Consider the following 21,961-nt stretch of genomic DNA (forward strand, 5'->3'; position numbering starts at 1 on the left):
CATTGATTCTATAAACATAAGGAGGTGTAGGAAGTTGATAATAATCGCCTAACGTATTATTTTTTTTGAAAGATAAACAACTATTTAGAAAAACAACAAAAAATACCTTACTGCTTTGCCAAATAACTACCTATATAAATCCGCCCTTATACCAAACGCCTGAACTTTACTCTTAAATCATTAATAGTCAATATTCGAAAAGAGGTAAATTGATCAAAATGTGCCTTTGCTCGGTTTTATGAGTAAAACTGACAGAAAGCGATAAAAAAAAGATAGCTACTGCTTGATTGTTCAAGGTAAGTAAGGGTTAAGAAATAGAGCAAATGTTTCTACATTGAGAGTTAAATTAATAAGTGGTTAAGAATTTATTGAACTGGTGGTATGATGAGTGAAGTTATTTTATATAAAGATTGGATTGTAAACTTGTATGGTTATTAAGGCTAAAAGTCCAGCAGCATTTGCTGAAAAATACATTATTGAAAGTATTTGGAACGGTCGTTTCCCACCAGGGTCGATTTTGCCCGCTGAGCGTGAGCTTTCTGAGCTTATAGGTGTGACTAGAACAACATTGCGTGAAGTTCTTCAGCGTTTAGCTCGTGATGGTTGGTTAACAATTCAACATGGTAAGCCAACGAAGGTAAATAATTATATGGAGACATCGGGTCTTCATATTTTAGATACGTTAATGACATTGGTTGATGCGAACAATGCGACGTCAATCGTAGAAGACTTATTAGCCGCTCGAACTAATATTAGTTGTATATTCATGAGACAAGCCTTTAAAGCTAATAAAGAAGGTTCATTGCGTACTCTTGACCGTGTTATTGATTCATGCGAGCAACTTTTAGCGGCTGAAAGTTGGAATGCATTTATCGAAGAGTCACCTTTTGGCGCTAAAATTAAAGCTGAAGTAAAAGAAGATAATGAAAAAGATCCTGCTAAGCGTGAAGAAATCTTAATCGCTAAAACATTTAATTATTACGATTATATGTTATTTCAAGGCGTGGCTTTTAAATCTGGAAACCAAATTTATGGACTAATTTTTAACGGACTTAAAAAGCTATATGCACGGGTTGGTAGTTATTACTTTTCAAACCCAGAAGCACGTGAACTTGCGTTACAATTTTACCGTGATTTAAAACAAATTTGTGAAGAAGAAAGAAAAGACGCAGTAATGCCAAGAATGCGTCAATATGGTATGGAAGGTAATCTTATTTGGAATGAGATGAAACTGAACTTACCAAGTAACTTTAGAGAAGATGATAGTTAATTTATTAGCTAAAAATATAAAAAAAGCAGGCCATAAAAGCCTGCTTTTTTTATATCTGAAATTTGAAGATAAATGAAGGGATAACTAATACTGATTGTTATTTTATTTGAGTACAATAATTGTATTTTCACGATTAATTTACAAAATAAACCTAAAAAACCGTTAAAATGGTACGCCATGCTGTATGGTGTCTTTGTTATGTTCTAGAGTGTTTAAAATATACAAAGTAATAAAAAGGTTTTTATCGTGAATAAACTCGTAAATGGATTGATTGTTGGAGCTGCATTAGTTGCTGCTGCTAACGTAAGTGCAAATATTTCTCAATGGTCGATTGGTGCAGCAGCAGCCTATTCGCCTTCTTTTTATAACGAAACTCCTTCAAATACAACGGTAATTCCAGTTGTTGGTTATGAGGGAGAGCACCTTTTTTTACGTGGTTTTAGCGGTGGATATCGTATTTACCCTGTAGGAACACCTCAAAATATTATTCTTCGTTTTGTTTATGACCCACGTACCTTTAAGCCTGAAGATTCCGATAATATTCAAATGCAGAAATTGGATGAACGTAAAGCAACTATTTTAGGAGGTGTTACTTATCAAGCAATTACTCATATTGGCTTATTTGAAATAGGTGCAGGATCAGATATTGGTAATACGCATAATGGAATTTATGCAGAAGCAGTATGGAAATTACCAATTCGAAGAAAGGGCTGGGCAATTACTCCGTCATTGGGTTACTCATATAATAGTGAGCGCCTAAATAATCATTTATATGGCGTGTCTGCTGAAGAGGCGCAACGAAGTGGTATTGCAGAATTTGATGCCAATTGGGATGGACAATTCTTTGTTGGCTTATCTACTTATTTTCATTTAACGTCAAATATTCGTGTAACTGGTGGTCTTCGATATGTGAACTTAGAAGGTAATTTAGAAAAGAGTTCAATGATAGAGCATACGGCAAGTACGACGGGTAATGTTGGTATAGCGTATGTATTTTAGAGCAAGTAACGTGTTGAATACCAATAACGAAGTATTTTAATCAAGCACATTGATATGATTAAACTTTTGAAACAATTTAAAAGAATACTTTTATGAAAATAAAGTAAGTAGTAGAAATAAAAAAGCCACTTCAATGAGTGGCTCTTTTTGAATCAAAAGTATATTAATCTTAGATTAAGAAATCTTCTAGTGCTTTACCTGCATCTAGTTGAGTTTGTAGTGCTGATGGAGTACGACCTTGGCCTGTCCATGTTTTTTCTGTACCAGCATGATCTAAGAATTTGTATTTTGCAGGGCGAGGTGCACGTTTTTGTTTTGTTTTAACGGTAGTAGAAGACATAGTATCTAGTAGGTCTTCTGGAGCGATACCACTTTCAAGCATCATTTGACGGAACTCTTCAAGTTTTGCTTGTTTTTCAGCAAGTTGAGATCGTTCTTCAGCTTCAGATTCTTGGCGTTCAGCAACAACTGATTGTAATTTCTCAAGAGCTTCTTCTAGTTGTTCTAGTGTCATTTCACGAGATAATACACGAAGGCTACGTAGGTTTAATAGTGTTTTAATTGTATCAGACATGATTTATTCCATAATTATTTTGATAATACATTTATTATATAACAAGAAAATAATATAACAAACTTTCCAATAAAGAAATAAGAATTTAATAGTGATAGAAATATTAAAAGTGAGATTTAATAATACATTTGTAGCCTATTCACCAAGATAAAGTATCTCATTCTGATCGTGGTGATGGGTTAATGTTAAAATACTCAGATATAGTATTGCAAAATTGTGTTCAGTCCGTACAATGACTTTCACCTAAACGGGTAGAGGCGCATTGCCTAAGAGTAGATTGTTAGAGGGTGATTCTGATGACAGCAATCGAAAGGAGTCAGTGCCGAAGTTAATTACGTTAATCAGACGTGTTAGCTGGGGTTATTTCGAAAAGGAATAACACTGCCATAGTCAATTTTATTTTTTAACTATGGAGCGCTACTGTGGGGAATTGTTTTAACATTCACTTCCTTTAACGGCATTGCCGTATCAACAGTAGATCTCCAACCAAACTGGTTGTTGTAGATCATGAACTTAGCTGATTTTTCAAATTCTCCGATATCAATATTGCCCCCATTATTCGCATTGGGTTTAGCAATTTTAACTCGCCGAGTTTTACTTTCTCTTGGTGTTGGTATCGTTTTAGGCGCAATTTTGCTGTCTAATTATTCTATTTCTGGCACCGCTTCTTATGTATTTACTTCTGTTAAAGGCGTGTTCATCGATGATGGCGCAATTAATAGCTGGAACATGAGTATCGTTGCTTTCCTTATTTTATTGGGAATGACAACTGCGCTTCTGACCCTTTCTGGTGGTACTCGCGCTTTTGCTGAGTGGGCTCAGACAAGAATTAAAAGTAAACGTGGTGCGAAACTTCTTGCCGCCTTCCTTGGTGTTTTCATTTTTGTTGATGATTATTTTAATAGCTTAGCTGTTGGTTCAATATCCCGCCCTGTAACTGACCGTTTTTATGTATCAAGAGCAAAGCTAGCTTATATTCTTGACTCAACTGCTGCCCCTATGTGTGTATTAATGCCAGCATCAAGTTGGGGTGCGTACATCATTACTATTATTGGTGGTATTTTGGTGTCGCATGGTGTTACCGAATACTCTGCACTAGGTGCGTATGTTCGTTTAATTCCAATGAACTTTTATGCAGTCTTTGCTTTATTAATGGTATTTGCAGTAGTTTGGTTCCAACTCGATGTAGGACCAATGCGTGATCATGAAAATGAAGCCGCTCGCGGTAATGGGTTTGATGATCAAACTGTCAATAAAGAATCTAAAGATTTAAACGAAGAACTGAATATTACGGAAAGTGAAACAGGTAAAGTATCTGATCTTATTTTCCCTATTATCACGTTAATTGTTGCAACGGTATTCTTTATGATTTATACCGGTGGACAAGCATTAATTGCTGATGGTAAAGAGTTTAATATTCTTGGTGCTTTTGAAAATACCGATGTTGGCGCGTCATTGTGTTACGGTGGATTAATCGGCCTAGGCTCTGCGCTTATCACTGTTTTCCGTCAAGGTATTTCTTCAAGAGATATTGGCATGACAATGTGGATTGGTGCAAAGTCAATGTTCGGTGCTATTTTGATCCTTTTCTTTGCATGGACAATTGGTTCTGTAATTGGTGATATGCAAACTGGCTCTTACTTATCTAGTTTAGCGCAAGGCAGTATTGGTATTCACTGGATCCCTGTTATCTTATTTTTATTATCAGGCTTGATGGCATTTAGCACAGGTACGTCATGGGGCACATTTGGCATTATGTTACCAATCGCAGGTGATATGGCTGGCGCGACAGACATTGCTCTTATTTTACCAATGTTAGGTGCGGTATTAGCAGGTTCTGTATTTGGTGATCATTGTTCTCCAATCTCAGATACAACTATTTTATCTTCGACTGGTGCTCGTTGTAGTCATATTGATCATGTAGCTACGCAATTACCTTATGCTCTTTCAATTGCAGCGGTTTCTGCTGTTGGTTATATCGCACTTGGCTTTACTGCTTCAGTATTAATGGCATTCATTGCTGCAACAGCCGCATTCATCTGCGTGTGTGGTGGGTTAATGGTTATGTCTAAAAAACGAGCAGTAACAGCGTAGTGTTATTTATAATATAAACAAACCGGTCTATATGGCCGGTTTTTTATTGCTTTTTATTCATGAAGTCGCGATCATTATATTAAGTTATTTATGATTGGAGTTCTTCGTGTCTCGTTATACTTTACCTGTTATTGATAAACATTCTCCTTTTCAAATAGAGTTTGAATCTGTCATTCGAGATCTTATTCTGCATATTCGCTCAGCAGCCCCTAAATCGGTTCATAGTATTTACTTATATGGCAGTGTGGCACGACGTGAAGCAATTCCAACGCGTTCAAATTTAGATGTAACTTTAATAACCACCGTACCATTAACAAATAAAGAGCAAACCTTAATAAATACAATAAAAGTACGTTTTCAATCTAAATACCCACAAATTACTGGCGTGACATTTAATATCGGTGAAACAAACGATGTATTACAACTTGAATCTATTTTTAGTTGGGGCTTTTGGCTTCGTCATTGCTGTGTATGTATTTTTGGCGATGATTTATCGACTCGATTTGGTGATTTTGAACCAAGTTGGGAAATTGCTAAGAATATGAATATGGATATTGAAGAGTGGTTAGGTGCTTACACGAAAAAAATCTTAGCTAGCCAAGATATTGATCTACAAGTTGAGCTGCAAAAAACGATCGCTAAAAAGCTATTACGTAGTTGTTATTCTCTGGTTATGCATAAAGATAAAGGTTGGTATGATCACCCTATATTATGTGCAAGAAAATTTTTAGAATATTACCCAGAAAAACAAACGGAAATTGAACGTGTTGTTATGTTATTAAAGGGGCGTAAAATACCAAAACGCTCAACCATCGCTTTATTACAAGAGTTTGGTGGTTGGGTTGTTAGTGAATTTAATAAAATAGAAAGAAGAATAGGCTAAAGATTGAATTCACATCAGACAGGCTTTTTACTTACTCGACAAAACAAAGAAATAAATTCACAAAGCTTGGTCGATTTATGGGTTAAGTGTGATGACCATATTGCTCACCTTTTAATTGAGAGTGAACTTGCTGTCGCTTTTATTTTGACAGAGCGTTTATCTGAGTATAAGCGTGTTTTACATAGCCAACAGATCTCATACACACTTAAAGAAACACAATTAAGTACTTTTCATCATCAAGCCGTCACTGCTATTTATTTCTCAAGTACACATCAAAAGCGTCAAGTCGCTCAGTATTTTGAGCAAGCCGAATTACCCATTTTTGAAAACGATATTAGATTAGCTGATCGCTATTTAATGGAGCGATTTATTTGTGGTGGGCTTACTTTTATAGGCATTCCTATACAACGAAAAAACCATATTGAATATCGAAATGTCAAAATTAAAGCCGCCGAGGTAACTCCATCTTTCAGTAAAGTATCATTGGATATAGAGTGTTCTGAAAAAGGTATCCTGTATTCCGTTGCTCTACATAGCGACTTAGACACTCGTATCATTATGGTTGGAAAGCCAGAAGAAACAGAGTTATCGATTGAATGGGTAGAAAATGAAAAAGCATTATTACTTGCATTAGAGCATTGGTTTCAAACCTTTGACCCCGATATCGTTATTGGTTGGAATGTCGTTAATTTTGATTTTCGTTTGCTTATTCAGCGTGCTAAATGGCATAACCTCTCATTTCGATTAGGGCGAAGTAACAGTAATTTGTATTGGCGGGATTCAGATAAGAATCGCCAGCAAGGTTTTCTTTCGTTTCCTGGTCGAGTGGTTCTTGATGGTATTGATGCTTTAAAAACAGCGACTTATCACTTTTCGAGTTGGTCTCTAGAGAATGTTGCGCAAGAGTTACTTAATGAAGGCAAATCAATACATGACCCAAGCGATCGTATGGGTGAAATTAACCGTATGTATCGAGAAGATAAGCAAGCGCTTGCCAATTATAATCTTCAAGATTGTATTTTAGTGTCACGAATTTTTGATAAAACCCATTTGTTAGAGTTTGCAATTGAAAGAACAAAACTAACAGGGGTAGAGCTGGATCGCGTTGGTGGTTCCGTAGCTGCATTTACGAATTTATATTTACCAAGGTTACATCGCTCGGGCTATATTGCGCCTAATCTTGAAAGTGAAAATTGGATTGCCAGTCCTGGTGGCTATGTCATGAATTCAAAACCAGGATTATATGACTCCGTATTGGTGCTAGATTTTAAATCACTTTATCCTTCAATAATTAGAACTTTTCGTATTGATCCTCTCGGCCTTATCGAAGGACTAAAACAGGAAGTTGGAATTGGAAAAGACGAAGCAATTGATGGCTTTAGAGGTGGACGTTTTCATCGAACAAAGCATTTCTTACCGAGTTTAATTGAATCTTTATGGTCAGCACGAGATGTCGCTAAAAAGAATGATGAGAAAGCATTTTCTCAAGCGATAAAAATTATCATGAACTCTTTCTATGGGGTTTTAGGCTCGTCAGGTTGTCGTTTTTTTGATCATCGTTTGGCCTCTTCTATCACAATGAGAGGGCATGAGATAATGAAAACCACTCGTGAATTGATAGAAGAGAAAGGCTATGAGGTGATCTATGGTGATACGGATTCAACATTTGTTACATTAGGAAAAAAAGTATCTTCTAAAGAGGCTGACAGCATTGGACTCGATTTAGTGAAACATATTAATGAGTGGTGGAGCGAATATTTACTTTCGACCTACGCCATAGAGTCTTCACTAGAGCTTGAATATGAAACCCATTACCGTACTTTTTTAATGCCTACTATTCGTGGTTCTGAAACAGGATCAAAAAAGCGATATGCAGGTTTAATCCGAAAAGATGGCGTAGAGAAAATGGTTTTTAAAGGGTTAGAGACAGTTCGTACAGACTGGACTCCTTTATCACAAACTTTTCAAAAAGTGCTTTTTGACAAAGTATTCCATCAGCAAGAAGTAAAAGAGTATGTTCGTAATTATGTTGACGATACAAAATCAGGACGGCTGGACGAGCAACTTATTTATCGCAAGCGCCTTAGAAGAAAATTAGACGATTATCAAAAAAATGTACCGCCTCATGTTAAAGCTGCTCGATTAGCAGACTATTATAATCAGCAAGCGGGTAAACCTGCTCAATATCAATATGGTGGCTGGATTGAGTATGTGATAACAACAGCAGGCCCTGAGCCCATTGAATATATAAAAAATCCGATCGATTATGACCATTATGTTGAAAAACAACTAAAACCAATTGCTGATGGGATACTGCCTTTTATTGGTTTGGATTTTTCTGAGCTATCAGCATCGCAATTAGGTTTGTTTTAACAATCACTTATAAAGTCAATAGGATTTTAATAGTAAAAATTTGCGTCCTAACGCATAATCAATATGCGACAGTCTTATTTTTTAAGGTAAAATAGGTACTGAAATTAACCTCAAGTGAGGTTGCAGTAGATTTATATCGGAGTGTCAGTTGTGATTAAAGTTTTCCTTGTAGATGATCATGAGCTGGTTCGCACAGGGATTCGACGTATTCTTGAAGACGTCCGTGGAATTAAAGTAGTAGGGGAAGCTCACAGCGGTGAAGACGCCGTAAAATGGTGTCGAACAGAGCAGGCAGATATTGTCCTAATGGATATGAATATGCCTGGTATTGGTGGCTTAGAAGCCACTAAAAAGATCTTACGCTTCAACCCAGATATGAAAGTAATCGTATTAACTATTCATACTGAAAATCCATTCCCAACAAAAGTAATGCAAGCCGGAGCTGCTGGTTACTTAACAAAAGGGGCTGGTCCGGACGAAATGGTTAATGCCATTCGTATGGTTCAGAGTGGTCAGCGTTATTTATCACCAGAAATCGCGCAACAAATGGCATTAAGTCAATTTACACCTGATTCTGAAAATCCATTCAAGGAGCTTTCAGAGCGTGAATTGCAGATTATGATGATGATTACCAAAGGCGAAAAAGTGACGGATATTTCCGAGCAATTAAACTTAAGCCCTAAAACGGTAAACAGCTATCGCTATCGTTTATTCAGTAAATTGAATATAAGTGGGGATGTTGAATTAACCCATCTAGCTATTCGTCATGGTATTTTAGATGCCGAGACGCTTTAGTGCCTTCTTTTGATTCAAATGCTTTTTTAAAGTCTGTAACACATCAGCCCGGTGTTTATCGTATGTATAACACTGAGGCTGAGGTTATTTATGTCGGTAAAGCGAAAGACTTAAAAAAACGGTTATCCAGTTATTTCCGTAGCAATATCCCATCTGAAAAAACCAAAGTCTTAGTCAGTCATATTGATCATATTGATGTGACGGTAACTCATACTGAGACGGAAGCTCTTATTCTTGAACATAATTATATTAAGCAATATTTACCTAAATATAATGTGTTACTGCGAGATGATAAATCTTACCCTTATATTTTTATTTCAAACCATAAGCATCCTAGGATCTCAATCCACCGTGGCTCGAAACGAAAGAAAGGGGAATATTTTGGTCCATATCCTGATTCTGGAGCGGTACGAGAAAGCCTTCATTTAATTCAAAAGCTGTTCCCTATTCGTCAGTGTGAAGACTCTGTTTATTCGAATCGTGCTCGTCCTTGTCTAATGCATCAAATTGGTCGTTGTTTAGCACCGTGTGTAAAAGGCATTGTGAGTGACGAGGAATACAAAGAACAAACTGAGTTTATTCGTTTGTTTTTACAAGGCAAAGATCGGCAGGTGATTCAAACTCTTGTAGGGCAAATGGAAGAGGCGAGTCAGTCGCTTAAATTTGAAAAAGCAGCGATTATTCGAGATCAAATTCAAGCAATGAGACGTATGCAAGAGCAGCAATACGTATCAGACGACAGCGGTGATGATTTGGATGTATTAGGTTTTGCTATTGAAAATGGCTTGGCTTGCATACACTTATTAATGATCCGACAAGGTAAGATACTTGGAAGTAGAAGCTTTTTTCCTAAAATACCGGCTAAGACAGATAAAGAGGAAGTGTTTTCAAGTTTTTTAACTCAGTATTATTTGAACCACTCACAAGGGCGAACCATTCCTAATCGTGTTGTAACCAGTTTTGAGTTTGATGAAAAAGGACTAGAGCAAGCATTAACCGAGCTTTCTGGTCGTAAAGTACAATTTCAGTTAAACCCTAAAGGAATGAAAGGGCGCTATTTAAAGTTAGCTGATACCAATGCATTGACGGCACTAACCAGTAAATCAAACCATAAATTAACCATTTATCAACGCTTTAAGCAATTAGAAGAAGCACTGTCGTTAAATTCTATTCAACGAATGGAATGTTTTGATATTAGTCATACTATGGGGGAGAAAACCGTAGCTTCTTGTGTTGTGTTTAATCAGGAAGGACCAGTAAAAGCAGAGTATCGACGTTATAATATAACGGGTATTACAGGAGGCGATGATTACGCTGCAATGGCTCAAGTGCTTGAGCGTCGTTATAGTAAGCAGCTTGATGTAGATAAAATTCCTGACATTGTTTTTATTGATGGAGGGAAAGGGCAATTAAATCGAGCTTATGAAGTCATTTCTAAGCATTGGGTTGATTGGCCAAAGCAACCATTGTTGTTAGGTATAGCCAAAGGTGTAACACGTAAACATGGGCTTGAAACATTAGTCAAAGTATCTGGTGAAGAGTTTTCTATGCCAAGTGATTCTCCTGCGTTACACTTAATACAGCATATTAGGGATGAAAGTCATAATCATGCAATTAGTGGACATAGGGCTCAACGAGCTAAAGTGAGAAAAACCAGTACATTGCAAAACATTGACGGTGTTGGTCCAAAACGAAGACAAGCATTATTGCAGTATTTAGGTGGTCTACAAGAATTAAAAAGTGCAAGTGTTGAAGAAATAGCCAAAGTCCCCGGCATTAGCCGTTCTTTGGCAGAAAAAATACAGGATGCGTTGAAACACGGATAAAAAAAGCGCACCATAGGCCCAGCGGACCAAAACTAAAGAATTATTATGCGATTAACGATACCAAATATACTCACGTTTATCCGACTTGCACTTATTCCAGTGTTTGTTGTTGTTTTCTATCTGCCTTATGAATGGTCGGCTTTTGCCGCTGCAATGGTTTTTTGGGTTGCAGGTTTTACTGATTGGCTTGATGGGCTATTAGCAAGAAAGTTAGGCCAAACTTCTCGCTTTGGTGCTTTTTTAGATCCAGTAGCTGATAAAGTTATGGTAGCTGCTGCTTTAATTTTGATAACAGAGCATTATCATTCGATTTGGGTGACAATTCCAGCCATCACTATGATTGGGCGTGAACTGATTATTTCTGCCTTGAGAGAGTGGATGGCAGAGATTGGTAAAAGAGCCAGTGTTGCTGTTTCTTGGGTTGGTAAAGTAAAAACAGTTTCTCAAATGTTTGCACTATGGGTGCTAATTTGGCGCTATGATGATTGGATGATTTGGGTTGGTTATGTTGCTTTGTATGTCGCAACTATTCTAACGTACTGGTCTATGATCCAATACTTGGCTGCTGCGAAAGATGATTTGCTTAATGCAGACGATTGATTGAATTAAATATATGAAAAGCGAACTTAGGTTCGCTTTTTTTATGTTAATGCATTTCGTTTTTTATAGTGAATTGATATTCCTTACTTTTGTTGTCTCTTAATTGGAATGATTAGAGCTTATTTTTTAACTTATCTAGTGTTATCTGTGCCAAGAAATACATCTTTTCGTTTGTTTTATATTCATTTTGATCGCATTTTATCCAAACAGAGCAAAAACAGAAAAATAGTGTTGACTCTAAGTTCTGATTCAGTAGAATGCATCCCGTACCCAAGAGGAAGGCAGCAAATAAGCGGCTGGCCAATTGAGGATACATTGGCGCCTTGGCAGAGTGGCTATGCAGCGGATTGCAAATCCGTGGACCTCGGTTCGACTCCGGGAGGCGCCTCCAATCTCTTTTTAGAGATGACTTTGCGACACTAGCTCAGCTGGTAGAGCGCAACCTTGCCAAGGTTGAGGTCACGAGTTCGAGCCTCGTGTGTCGCTCCAAATTTGTAAAAGGCAGTCACGTAACATTGGCAGACTGTTTTAAAGATGGTGTCTAACCGTTCTTTTTAGAACACATTGGTTAGGAGCATCGCAATAAAGAATTGCGTGCCCTGGTGGTGGAATTGGTAGACACAAGGGATTTAAAATCCCTCGGCGTTCGCGCTGTGCCGGTTCAAGTCCGGCCCGGGGCACCATCTATAAAAGTCTATATTGAAAAATATAGCATGCGACACTAGCTCAGCTGGTAGAGCGCAACCTTGCCAAGGTTGAGGTCACGAGTTCGAACCTCGTGTGTCGCTCCAAATAAAAAAGCCTGTTCAGAAATGAACAGGCTTTTTTACGTTTAAAATCTCATGATTATGAATAAAAATTTCCAAAATATGAACAGCTGTGTTATTTTTCTTCACAATCTCGGAACTGTTCTGGGGGAGACGCGTTTTACCTTTATATTTGTCTAAAACTTAAAGAGTGAATACGTAGGGTAGGTATCAACAAAAGCTTGTTGATAGAAGGGATACTAGTGACGGAAACGTCATATTGATGGGAAACCCAACATTGAATACGTTTAAATTACACACTCAAATCTGCTTAATACTTCCATTATGCCCTGTATTAGAAACAGGGAGCATCACCGAGCCTTGATCCTTTAAAAACTTACTGTCTTTATGGCATATATCAATCCATATCTATTGTGCTATGGACAGCATTTCCACATCTTAAATTTCTTATTTAGACTATATCAATGCATATAGGCCTAACTAGAGATCACAGAAGTATAAAGAAAACGAGTTTTCAGGGTTATAAAAATGAGCACACTTATCGATGCGAATACTGTTATTTCTGTATCGCATTTATCAACTCAATTCGTAGAAGAAAATAGTCAAAAAGAGCCTAGCCAGAAGGAAAAATGGCAAAAATATTTTATTCAAACAGGTGAGGGGGGCAGCGATGAATTTCTTTCTATGTTGAATCATACTAATCGGACATTAGCTGCAGTATTTGAAAAAGTACAATCACCGTATTCAGGAGTAAAGCCTGAGCTGATTGAAAAAGCCATTCAAAGCGTAAATCTAGATAGTGAACCATCAGATCTACGACATGTTATTGATAGAACAACAGAGTTGGTTGTTAAAAACTCAATATTTGTTCAGCATCCAAACTGTATTGCGCATCTTCATACTCCGCCATTGCTTTCATCTATCGCTGCTGAAGCGATGATTGCAGCGCTTAATCAATCAATGGATTCTTGGGATCAAGCTTCGTCAGCAACCTATGTAGAACAAAAGGTAATCAATTGGGTATGTGAGAAATACCAGTTAGGTACACGCTCAGACGGCGTATTTAGCAGTGGTGGTACGCAAAGTAACTTAATGGGATTATTACTCGCTCGTGATTGGATAGCTGACAAAATAAGCCAACATTCAATTCAAAAAATGGGCTTACCAGAGTATTCAAATAAATTACGTATAATATGTTCTAAAAAATCACATTTCACCGTACAAAAATCGGCCTCTTTATTAGGGTTAGGTGAGCGTTCTGTATGCTGTGTTGAAATAAACTCAAATGGCACTATTGATATCAATTCATTAGAGGAAACACTTGGTGAATTGAAAGCAGAAGGGTTAATTCCGTTTGTTTTAGTGGGGACCGCTGGTACAACAGATCATGGGGCTATTGATGATTTATCTACGTTGTCTTCCATAGCACAGGCTGAAGGTATGTGGTTTCATGTAGATGCTGCTTATGGTGGAGCGTTGATATTCAGTCAGGACAAGTGGCGATTAACGGGTATTGAACATGCTGATTCTCTTAGTGTCGATTTTCATAAATTGTTTTATCAAACTGTCAGTTGTGGTGCGATCTTAATAAAAGATAAATCTCATTTCGGTTATCTACGACATCATGCTGATTATCTAAATCGTGAAGATGATGAACTGCCCAATTTGGTCGATAAATCCATCGCGACAACAAAACGTTTTGACGCCTTAAAAGTGTTTATGACAATGCAAAATGTAGGGGCAGAACAATTAGGACAAATGTATGACCATCTGCTAATTCAAGCCAAGCAAGTTGCAACCTTAATTCAAAATAATGATCGGTTTGAGTTACTGGCAGAACCATCACTTTCAACCGTATTATTCCGCTCTAAAAGTACAACGGTCAAAGAGTTAGATGATCTAAATAAAACGGTCAAGCTAGAAGCGTTAACGCGTGGTATAGCCGTTTTAGGCGAAACGATCGTTAATCATAATGTCGCGTTAAAACTCACCATCTTAAATCCATGTTTGAAGATGTCAGATTTTGAATCTTTATTGAAGCAAATTGATAACTTAGTAATTGAACAAGAAAAAATAAGGGTAAAACAATAATGTCTATTCTACAAATTGGTGCAGGTGGTGTTGGATGGGTTATTGCACATAAAGCAGCCCAAAATAATGACACACTGGGCGACATTACGATTGCTTCTCGCACAATTGAAAAGTGTGAAAAAATTATCGAATCAATTAAGGGCAAAAGCAACTTAAAAGATACGACTAAGAAACTGGAAGCAAAAGCTGTGAATGCTGATGACGTTGAGGCACTCCTTACTCTTATTAAAGAAGTTAAGCCTGATCTTGTTATTAATGCGGGTCCTCCTTGGGTTAATATTTCAATCATGGAAGCGTGTTATCAAGCAAAGGTTTCTTACCTAGATACATCAGTCGCAGTGGATTTATGCTCAGAGGGACAACAAGTACCCGAGGCTTATGATTGGCAGTGGAGTTATCGTCAGAAGTTTAAAGAAGTAGGCATTACCGGTATTTTAGGTGCAGGCTTTGACCCAGGCGTAGTCAGTGTATTTGCTGCGTATGCAGTTAAGCATTTGTTTGATGAGATTGAAACGATTGATGTCATGGACATTAACAATGGTGATCACGGTAAAAAGTTTGCGACAAACTTTGATCCTGAAACCAACATGCTAGAAATCCAAGGTGATTCTTTTTATTGGGAAAACGAAGAGTGGAAACAAGTACCTTGCCATACTCGTATGTTAGAGTTTGATTTCCCACATTGTGGTCGCCATAAAGTATATTCAATGGCACATGATGAAGTGCGCTCCATGAAAGAGTTTATTCCGGCAAAACGGATTGAATTTTGGATGGGCTTTGGTGATCAATATTTAAATTACTTTAACTGTATGCGCGATATTGGTTTGTTAAGTCCTGAGCCGCTGACATTGCAGGACGGTACAGTTGTTCAACCACTGCATGTATTAAAAGCGCTATTACCCGATCCAACTTCATTAGCTCCGGGTTATACCGGGTTAACTTGTATAGGTACTTGGGTGCAAGGCCAAAAAGACGGAAAAGAGCGTAGCGTATTTATCTACAATAATGCTGATCATGAAGTTGCGTATAAAGACGTAGAGCACCAAGCGATTTCTTATACGACAGGAGTGCCAGCGATTACTGCGGCGCTGCAATTCTTCCGTGGTGAATGGGCTGATGCCGGTGTATTTAATATGGAGCAGTTAAACCCTGATCCATTTTTAGAAACAATGCCAACTATTGGTTTAGATTGGCATGTGCAAGAGTTAACGCCAGAGCAACCAAAGGTTAATATTCTAAAATAATAATCAATAATTTATAGGCCGATGTATTACACATTGGCTTTGTTCGATTTTTAGAGAAGATAATAATGACAACTCAATTAAATAAAAATGAGTTAAAAACGCCATATTTCATGATCGATGAAGGCAAGCTAATCGCTAATCTTGAAGTCGCTAAACGCTTAAAAGATCTTTCTGGTGTAAAGCTTGTACTAGCATTGAAATGTTTTTCAACATGGGGCGTTTTTGACATCATTAAGCCTTACCTTGATGGGTCAACTAGCAGTGGTCCATATGAAGTCAAATTAGGCCATGAAACCTTTGGTGGAGAAACACATGCGTACAGTGTGGGTTACAGCGAAGATGATGTAAAAGAAGTGGTCGATATTTGCGATAAGATGATCTTTAATTCGCAGTCGCAATTGGCTGCTTATCGCCACTTAGTTGAAGGTAAAGCATCGATTGGTCTTCGCTTAAATCCAGGGGTTAGTTATGCAGGGCAAGATCTTGCTAATCCTGCGCGTGAATTTTCACGTTTAGGCGTACAAGCTGATCAACTCGATCCTCTTGTGTTTGAAAATTTGAATGGCGTTATGTTTCACATGAATTGTGAGAATAAAGACGTAGATGCATTTTCATCGTTGCTAGAGGCTATTTCAGCTAAATTCGGCACATACTTGGATGGCTTGGAGTGGGTTAGTTTAGGCGGCGGTGTCTTCTTTACTTGGCCTAATTATGATGTAGAGAAATTGGCGTTGGTGTTAAAAGCGTTTTCTGAAAAACATCAAGTTCAATTATACCTGGAACCGGGCGAGGCGATCATTACCAAAACGACAGACTTAGTGGTAAGTGTGGTAGATATTGTTGAAAACGGCAAAACAACGGCCATTGTAGATTCCGCTACTGAAGCACATCGTCTTGATACATTAATTTATAATGAACCAGCCTCAATATTAGAAGCGTCAGAGAAGGGGCAGCACCATTATTTTATTGGTTCATGTTCATGTTTAGCTGGCGATCAATTCTGCGAAACGCAATTTGATCAACCGTTAGCCATTGGTCAAAAGCTACACTTAGTAGATAGTGCAGGTTATACCATGGTGAAGCTAAATTGGTTTAATGGTTTGAAAATGCCATCAGTGTACTGTGAACGTACAACAGGAAAGATCGAAAAATTAAATGAGTTTGGTTACACTGATTTTAAACGTTCTTTATCCCAATGGGCGGTAAGCTCGTAAATTCTAAATAGATCAGATAATTAATGGAATTGGTGTAAGTATCAAACACAGTAAAAATGACCGTTTTTAGGCGGTCATTTTTTATGAGTTAACAAAAATAATCAAAGAGCTACGCTGGTTAGCATTAGATAACGGTAACGACCATATCTTCACTTAGCGCTTCGATCTCTGCGGCTAAGTCATTAATATTGGCGCTGATTGGTAGTTTTAAACTTAATGTTGCCGTAAACACGCTGCTGCCATTTGCGGGAACACCAATACGATGGCTATCCATATCTATCAATTCAACAGACTCTTTTTGCAGTATATTACTGATGTCATTTACGATACCAGCTCTGTCCTCAGCATCGACTTTTAGACGAGTGTGCTGATGCTCTACAATGGTTTCTAAGGCATCACTAAACGTAACGATGAGATCATCTTGAGAAGAAAAATAATCTTGCACGGCTTTTTTACGGCTTGTAGGTACTTCAATTTTAATGACCGCTGAAATATGCGCATCAAGATAGTGAACCTTACTGACTAACCACTTTCCCCCTTCTTCATGAGTTACAGAAGCAAGGCGCTTAATTAAGTCAGGGCTAGAAATACCAACAAACGCAGCAATAAATACACTTTTCATAGTGACGCCTCCAACAGAGTTATTATCTTTTTATAGTAAAGAGTAGCTACTATTTAGTGTAGACGTCTAAGTAGAAAAATGTTTGATAAGTATCAACTTACCGAGGTAAGACAATGATCTACTTCAAACTTTATCGCTCTACTTTTACCTCTTTAGTGCGTGAGCTTAGTATTTCAGACAGTGAATGCATTTCAGGTAAAATTTGATGAATTAAATGCAGTTGCTGCAGCACCATTTTTACTGAATTTTCATCCTCATCTCGCCATTCTGAGAGGCGTTGTTCAATACTTTCTTCAGCAATAATATTCAATTTATCATTACAATCCGTATTACTGAGTTGGCATTGAATTTGGTTCAAATGTGAATGGATAATGCGATGAGATTCTGCGACTAACTGATGTGTTTCTTCATCTTTTAAACGGGTTCGATGAGCACCAAGTGCCGAAATGTAACTCAGCATGGCATGACATAAACAAAGAAAACGGAATGACTCATCCACCGCTGTTTGATATTTACCCGGTTCAATCAACATATTACTGATGGCAGAGCTGAGTGCCGCCTCATTATTATGTGCTTGTCTGCGGGATAATCGATATTGTAAGGAATCTTTTTTACCAGCTCGATATTGCGAAATTATGTTAGCTAAATAATCCTGATGCGCATTCACTGTATCAGCCATTACCTTATGCAAACGTTTTGATTGCCAGTCGGGTAGGATATAAGTGACAGCGATAACCGCTAAAATACAGCCAACAATGGTATCTCCTAAACGAGGAAGGATGACTGCATAACCTTCACCTAATTGGTTAAAACAGAACAAAACCAAAATGGTGATAAAGGCTGTTGCAAAGCCATAGTTAGCAAGACGGAAAGCAAAAAATAACACTCCAGCGATAACCATGAGAACCAGTTGACTATCAAGAGAGGGAAACAGAACTAAGAGTGCCGTTCCTGCCAATAAACCAATAATCGTGCCTGCAACACGAGCGACTAATTTCTCTTTAGTTGCACTGTAGTTTGGTTGGCACACAAAAAGAGTGGTTAATAAAATCCAGTATCCACGTTCTAAATCAAACGCTTGGATAATGCCATAACCGGCAGTAAGTGCGAGAGCCATTCTAATAGCATGGCGAAATAGAACGGAATCAGTAGTCATATTGGCTTTTAAACGTTGCCACATTGCCTTTGGTGTGTGTGCTCCTTGGTCTGCTAATACCGTATCTTCTTCAATATCAAGACTACGTTCTGGATTACTAATATTAGCGAATTGACGCTCAACGGTTGCTAAGTTATTAAACAGATATTCAAGTTGAATAACGGAAAGTCGCCATTCAGGTCGTTGTTGTTCTTTTATTGCGATTAAAGATTGCTGTAGTTCATCTAATGCAAAAATGGACGTCTGTGCATGTTGGTAAGGTAAACCTAGAGATAAGCAGCGAGCAACCTCTTTACAGGCTAAAGATTGGCTATGAAGTAAATGCTTAAAACGAAAAAGAATGTCACTACGATTAAACGTGTTCGCAAGGTCTTGGTAGCGATAATGGCTAGAACTAACGCGTTCATGAATATCTTGAGCAATGAAGTATATTTTTAAAAATCGGTCGCTAGCACCGACAACATGCCCACCTTGAGCTCGAGTCAGTAATGAGGCTTTACTGTTATTTAATGCCGTTACCATTTGTGCATTATTCTTAGCTTCTTGAATGCGATAAGGCTGAGGCGTTAAGTTAGTGACAGGGTGAAACAGTTCACTTTTAATATCTAAATACTTTGCCATTGTTTCAAATACGGTCGCTAGATTTTGTTGTACCGGTTGCAGAGGCCAGAAAATCTGCCAAGTCAGGGATATCGAATAATACCAAGCAGCACCCCCCAGTAATAACATTGGTTGGTACCAAAGGTTTGGGCTGTCGGCTGCACCTAACATGGTATAAATAGCAATTAATAATGAACCAAACGCGATACTGGCGTAACGGGGTCCTAATGCACCAAGCATGATAAAGGAGACGGTTGAACAGAAGAGTCCAATCGCAAATAAAATAGGCGTATTGAAAAGCAACTCGATAGAAAATGCGGCAATAGCAAAACAGATAAAGGTTAAAAATAACGCTTTAAGTCGGCCTGATAATTTATCTTCTGTTTCAGCTAAAGCAACGGCGATGATCCCCAGAATTAAAGGAGTAATCGCTGTGTTTTGTTCCAAATACCAACATGGAATGACGGCACCGACTAAAGCGAGTAGTACACGAACACTAAAATTGATGGTTTTATTAGCCCAGTATTGGCGAAAAATTTGACGATAAGTCACAATAAGCAGCATCTAACGAGTGGAAAAAATCTATCATAACAAAGTCCTATCGATAAAAAAGTATAAGCGACAAGATCATTGTCTTAATACTGATCTGGGACAACAAAAAAAGAACCTGATATCCTAGGCACTCTTCGAGTTAAATTTTCTTTAGGTAGTATTGAATAATGCAGATCAAAGCAACCACTTTCGCTCAGTGGTTAGTTCAGGGTGATTATTATCAACTTGAATTAGAACCAGAGCAGCTGTTGTTTACCTCACATAAATTCCAAGTATCAGTCCCATTTGATAAATGGAGTGGGAAGGTGACTTTTCAAAGAGGGTTGGTTTGGAGTTCTCTTTGTTTTTACAATCGAAATGATCAGGTCGCATGGCGAGTTTCAGGGCTACCGTGGCAAGAGTGTGACGCTATTATTAATAACGTCTTAAATGCGTATGCCGATTGGAAAGAATCAAAGATAGTAATGTTAAATCAATTAAAACCACAAATGTTGGAATTGGTTGATGATTTTGTTTCTCAACGCCGTTTTCTTAAACAAACCGAAGCCTTAATGATGGTCGAAAAACTGTACGATCTTTTTGAGCAAACAGGCCTTTCAATACCATTGGCTGAGCAACTGCAACCAGGCAGTATTGCACCAGTATTAAATTGGTTAACTGAGCCTGAAGAACAGTTGAAAAAGTTAAATGAAGTATGGTTAGAAGAACAGAAAGTAGAGTGGAAAACCTTCTTTTCTGAGTGTGAGTCTCAGCCATTAAATGAATCTCAGCAAAGCGCGCTATTATTAAATGAAGACCATACGTTAGTACTTGCAGGCGCAGGCTCTGGAAAAACCAGTGTACTTGTAGCACGAGTGCGCTATTTAATTGAAAGTGGCCATGCACAAGCAGACGAAATTTTATTACTTGCTTTTGGTCGTCAAGCGGCACAAGAAATGTCAGCTCGTATTATCGAAAAATTGGGATTCGACATTGGACAAAAAGTAAAAGTCGCCACTTTTCATCAACTGGGTTTGGATATTATTCGCCATGTTGAATATCAACAGCCAAGACTTTCTTGTTTAGTAACGGATGTTAAATCGCGTAAAGAATGGTTTAGTCATGTACTTGATTCTGAATGGAAAAATGCGACAGCAAGTAATCGCTGGAAAAAACATCTTAAAAAGTGGCCAATTGCTTATTTGAGAGGGGATGTCGATTTAAAAGAAGAATCGCATAATGAGAAATTGCAAGAATGGCTATATAAGCAAATATGCCAATTGAATGCATTACAGCTTGATAAAAAAGAGATCATTGAACGAATTGAAACGCATATAGATGCTGCTCGTTTAAAAAGTGAGCTAAATATTGTTTGGCCATTTTTCAAAGCGTATGAGCGAACGTTAAAGCATGAAGATGCGATTGATTATGAATTGATGATATCAAAAGCGAAGCAGTACATTAATGATAAAAAATACGATTTGCCTTGGTCTTTTGTTATGGTTGATGAATACCAAGATATTTCACCTCAACGCTTGGATTTAATTGAAGCGATTTGTCATAACGAGAATACGCACAATACCAAAGCGACGTTGTTTGCTGTTGGTGATGATTGGCAAGCTATTTATCGTTTTGCCGGGGCAGATGTATCATTAACAACTGGGTTTGAGAAACGTTTTCAATCGACTCAAATTACACATTTATCTACAACGTATCGTTTTAATGATCAAATTGGTGCAGTCGCGAATCGCTTTATTCAAGAAAACCCTATGCAGCTTAAAAAAGAGCTGATTAGTTTTACTAAGCAGAAGAGAAAGGCAGTTAAAGTTATTGAGCATTGTTCAATAGAAAAAGAGTTACTGTCTTTGTCTAAAAATGCACGCAAAGGTGAAAATGTCGTTATTTTAGGGCGCAATCACAGCCATAAGCCAGATAATTTTGATGAATGGCTAAAGTATTATCCAGGCTTAAACTTAGAATATAAAACCTGTCATGCCAGTAAAGGAACAGAAGCAGATTATGTCTTTATTGTGGAGATGACCGATGGCCAGTTCCCAATGAAATCAAGAGCTGAGTCATTGGATGGCGCACTGCTTCCTCATGAAGAAGATTTTAGTTATGCAGAAGAGCGTCGTTTATTTTATGTAGCTCTAACTAGAGCAAAAAGAAAAGTGTGGGTGGTATACCATGGTAAGCCTTCTCCTTTTGTTCAAGAGTTAGTAGATAAAGATTATCCAGTGATCATTGAATAATTAACTAGAAACTAATAAAAAATCCCTTACTGAACTATTAATGCAGTAAGGGATTTTTTGTATTTGATTT

Annotated in this window: 14 protein-coding genes, 4 tRNA genes, 1 pseudogene and 1 riboswitch; of the genes and pseudogenes, 16 read left to right on the forward strand and 3 right to left on the reverse strand. The window is 37.7% G+C overall.

Features of this window, described 5'->3' with window-relative positions; genetic code table 11:
* Positions 1-427 precede the first annotated feature (427 nt).
* Together fadR and PVK71_RS17180 are read left to right on the forward strand one after the other, a co-directional pair.
* Positions 428-1,270, forward strand: coding sequence for a fatty acid metabolism transcriptional regulator FadR (gene fadR, locus PVK71_RS17175; protein ID WP_130047410.1), 843 nt, complete (start codon positions 428-430; stop codon positions 1,268-1,270).
* 246 nt (positions 1,271-1,516) lie between these two features.
* The gene (locus tag PVK71_RS17180) at positions 1,517-2,269 is read left to right on the forward strand and encodes a MipA/OmpV family protein (RefSeq protein ID WP_274419716.1); all 753 of its coding nucleotides are present in this window, start codon (positions 1,517-1,519) and stop codon (positions 2,267-2,269) included.
* Positions 2,270-2,438: 169 nt separating this feature from the next.
* On the opposite strand, the gene PVK71_RS17185 is transcribed toward PVK71_RS17180, so the two are convergent.
* Positions 2,439-2,843: an H-NS family histone-like protein gene (locus PVK71_RS17185; protein WP_274419718.1), complete on the reverse strand. Its 405-nt coding sequence runs from the start codon at positions 2,841-2,843 to the stop codon at positions 2,439-2,441.
* 244 nt (positions 2,844-3,087) lie between these two features.
* Positions 3,088-3,271: riboswitch (Lysine riboswitch) on the forward strand.
* A 79-nt stretch (positions 3,272-3,350) separates the two neighbouring features.
* Here PVK71_RS17185 and PVK71_RS17190 point away from each other — a divergent pair.
* The 13 genes and pseudogenes from PVK71_RS17190 (at position 3,351) to nspC (ending at position 16,730) form a co-directional block, all read left to right on the forward strand.
* On the forward strand, positions 3,351-4,937 hold the full coding sequence (locus PVK71_RS17190; protein ID WP_274419719.1) for a Na+/H+ antiporter NhaC family protein: 1,587 nt from the start codon (positions 3,351-3,353) through the stop codon (positions 4,935-4,937).
* A 106-nt stretch (positions 4,938-5,043) separates the two neighbouring features.
* On the forward strand, positions 5,044-5,820 hold the full coding sequence (locus tag PVK71_RS17195; RefSeq protein ID WP_274419720.1) for a nucleotidyltransferase domain-containing protein: 777 nt from the start codon (positions 5,044-5,046) through the stop codon (positions 5,818-5,820).
* A 3-nt stretch (positions 5,821-5,823) separates the two neighbouring features.
* The gene (locus tag PVK71_RS17200) at positions 5,824-8,193 is read left to right on the forward strand and encodes a DNA polymerase II (protein ID WP_274419722.1); all 2,370 of its coding nucleotides are present in this window, start codon (positions 5,824-5,826) and stop codon (positions 8,191-8,193) included.
* 150 nt (positions 8,194-8,343) lie between these two features.
* Positions 8,344-8,988, forward strand: a complete 645-nt coding sequence (uvrY, locus tag PVK71_RS17205; protein WP_060991346.1) for a UvrY/SirA/GacA family response regulator transcription factor — start codon at positions 8,344-8,346, stop codon at positions 8,986-8,988.
* Entirely contained in the window at positions 8,988-10,814 is a 1,827-nt protein-coding gene (uvrC, locus tag PVK71_RS17210; protein ID WP_274419723.1) for an excinuclease ABC subunit UvrC, read from the forward strand. Before uvrY ends, uvrC begins: the two co-directional genes overlap by 1 nt.
* Before the next feature lie 45 nt (positions 10,815-10,859).
* Positions 10,860-11,414: a CDP-diacylglycerol--glycerol-3-phosphate 3-phosphatidyltransferase gene (gene pgsA, locus PVK71_RS17215; RefSeq protein ID WP_130047417.1), complete on the forward strand. Its 555-nt coding sequence runs from the start codon at positions 10,860-10,862 to the stop codon at positions 11,412-11,414.
* Positions 11,415-11,731: 317 nt separating this feature from the next.
* A tRNA-Cys gene (locus PVK71_RS17220) sits at positions 11,732-11,805 on the forward strand.
* 22 nt (positions 11,806-11,827) lie between these two features.
* A tRNA-Gly gene (locus PVK71_RS17225) sits at positions 11,828-11,903 on the forward strand.
* A gap of 107 nt (positions 11,904-12,010) precedes the next feature.
* A tRNA-Leu gene (locus tag PVK71_RS17230) sits at positions 12,011-12,097 on the forward strand.
* A 32-nt stretch (positions 12,098-12,129) separates the two neighbouring features.
* Positions 12,130-12,205, forward strand: a tRNA-Gly gene (locus tag PVK71_RS17235).
* Positions 12,206-12,772: 567 nt separating this feature from the next.
* A pseudogene (locus tag PVK71_RS17240) lies at positions 12,773-14,272 on the forward strand (pyridoxal phosphate-dependent decarboxylase family protein); the annotation flags it as partial.
* Positions 14,272-15,516: a carboxynorspermidine synthase gene (locus PVK71_RS17245; protein WP_274419724.1), complete on the forward strand. Its 1,245-nt coding sequence runs from the start codon at positions 14,272-14,274 to the stop codon at positions 15,514-15,516. The pseudogene PVK71_RS17240 and the gene PVK71_RS17245, both read left to right, overlap by 1 nt.
* 65 nt (positions 15,517-15,581) lie before the next feature.
* Positions 15,582-16,730: a carboxynorspermidine decarboxylase gene (nspC, locus tag PVK71_RS17250; RefSeq protein ID WP_274419725.1), complete on the forward strand. Its 1,149-nt coding sequence runs from the start codon at positions 15,582-15,584 to the stop codon at positions 16,728-16,730.
* Between the two features lie 124 nt (positions 16,731-16,854).
* Here the strand turns inward: nspC and PVK71_RS17255 are convergent, their stop codons facing one another.
* Together PVK71_RS17255 and yccS are read right to left on the reverse strand one after the other, a co-directional pair.
* Complete coding sequence (locus tag PVK71_RS17255; protein WP_151655294.1) at positions 16,855-17,352, reverse strand: glycine cleavage system protein R; 498 nt, start codon at positions 17,350-17,352, stop codon at positions 16,855-16,857.
* Between the two features lie 130 nt (positions 17,353-17,482).
* Positions 17,483-19,660 carry a YccS family putative transporter gene (yccS, locus tag PVK71_RS17260; RefSeq protein ID WP_274419726.1) on the reverse strand — a complete coding sequence of 726 codons (2,178 nt, stop codon included), beginning with the start codon at positions 19,658-19,660 and terminating at the stop codon, positions 17,483-17,485.
* 167 nt (positions 19,661-19,827) lie between these two features.
* Here yccS and helD point away from each other — a divergent pair, with 167 nt between their 5' ends.
* Positions 19,828-21,891 carry a DNA helicase IV gene (gene helD / locus PVK71_RS17265; RefSeq protein ID WP_274419727.1) on the forward strand — a complete coding sequence of 688 codons (2,064 nt, stop codon included), beginning with the start codon at positions 19,828-19,830 and terminating at the stop codon, positions 21,889-21,891.
* Positions 21,892-21,961 lie beyond the last annotated feature (70 nt).

This window comes from Aliivibrio sp. S4MY1 (genome assembly GCF_028765545.1).
In the GTDB taxonomy this organism is placed as follows: Bacteria; Pseudomonadota; Gammaproteobacteria; order Enterobacterales; family Vibrionaceae; genus Aliivibrio.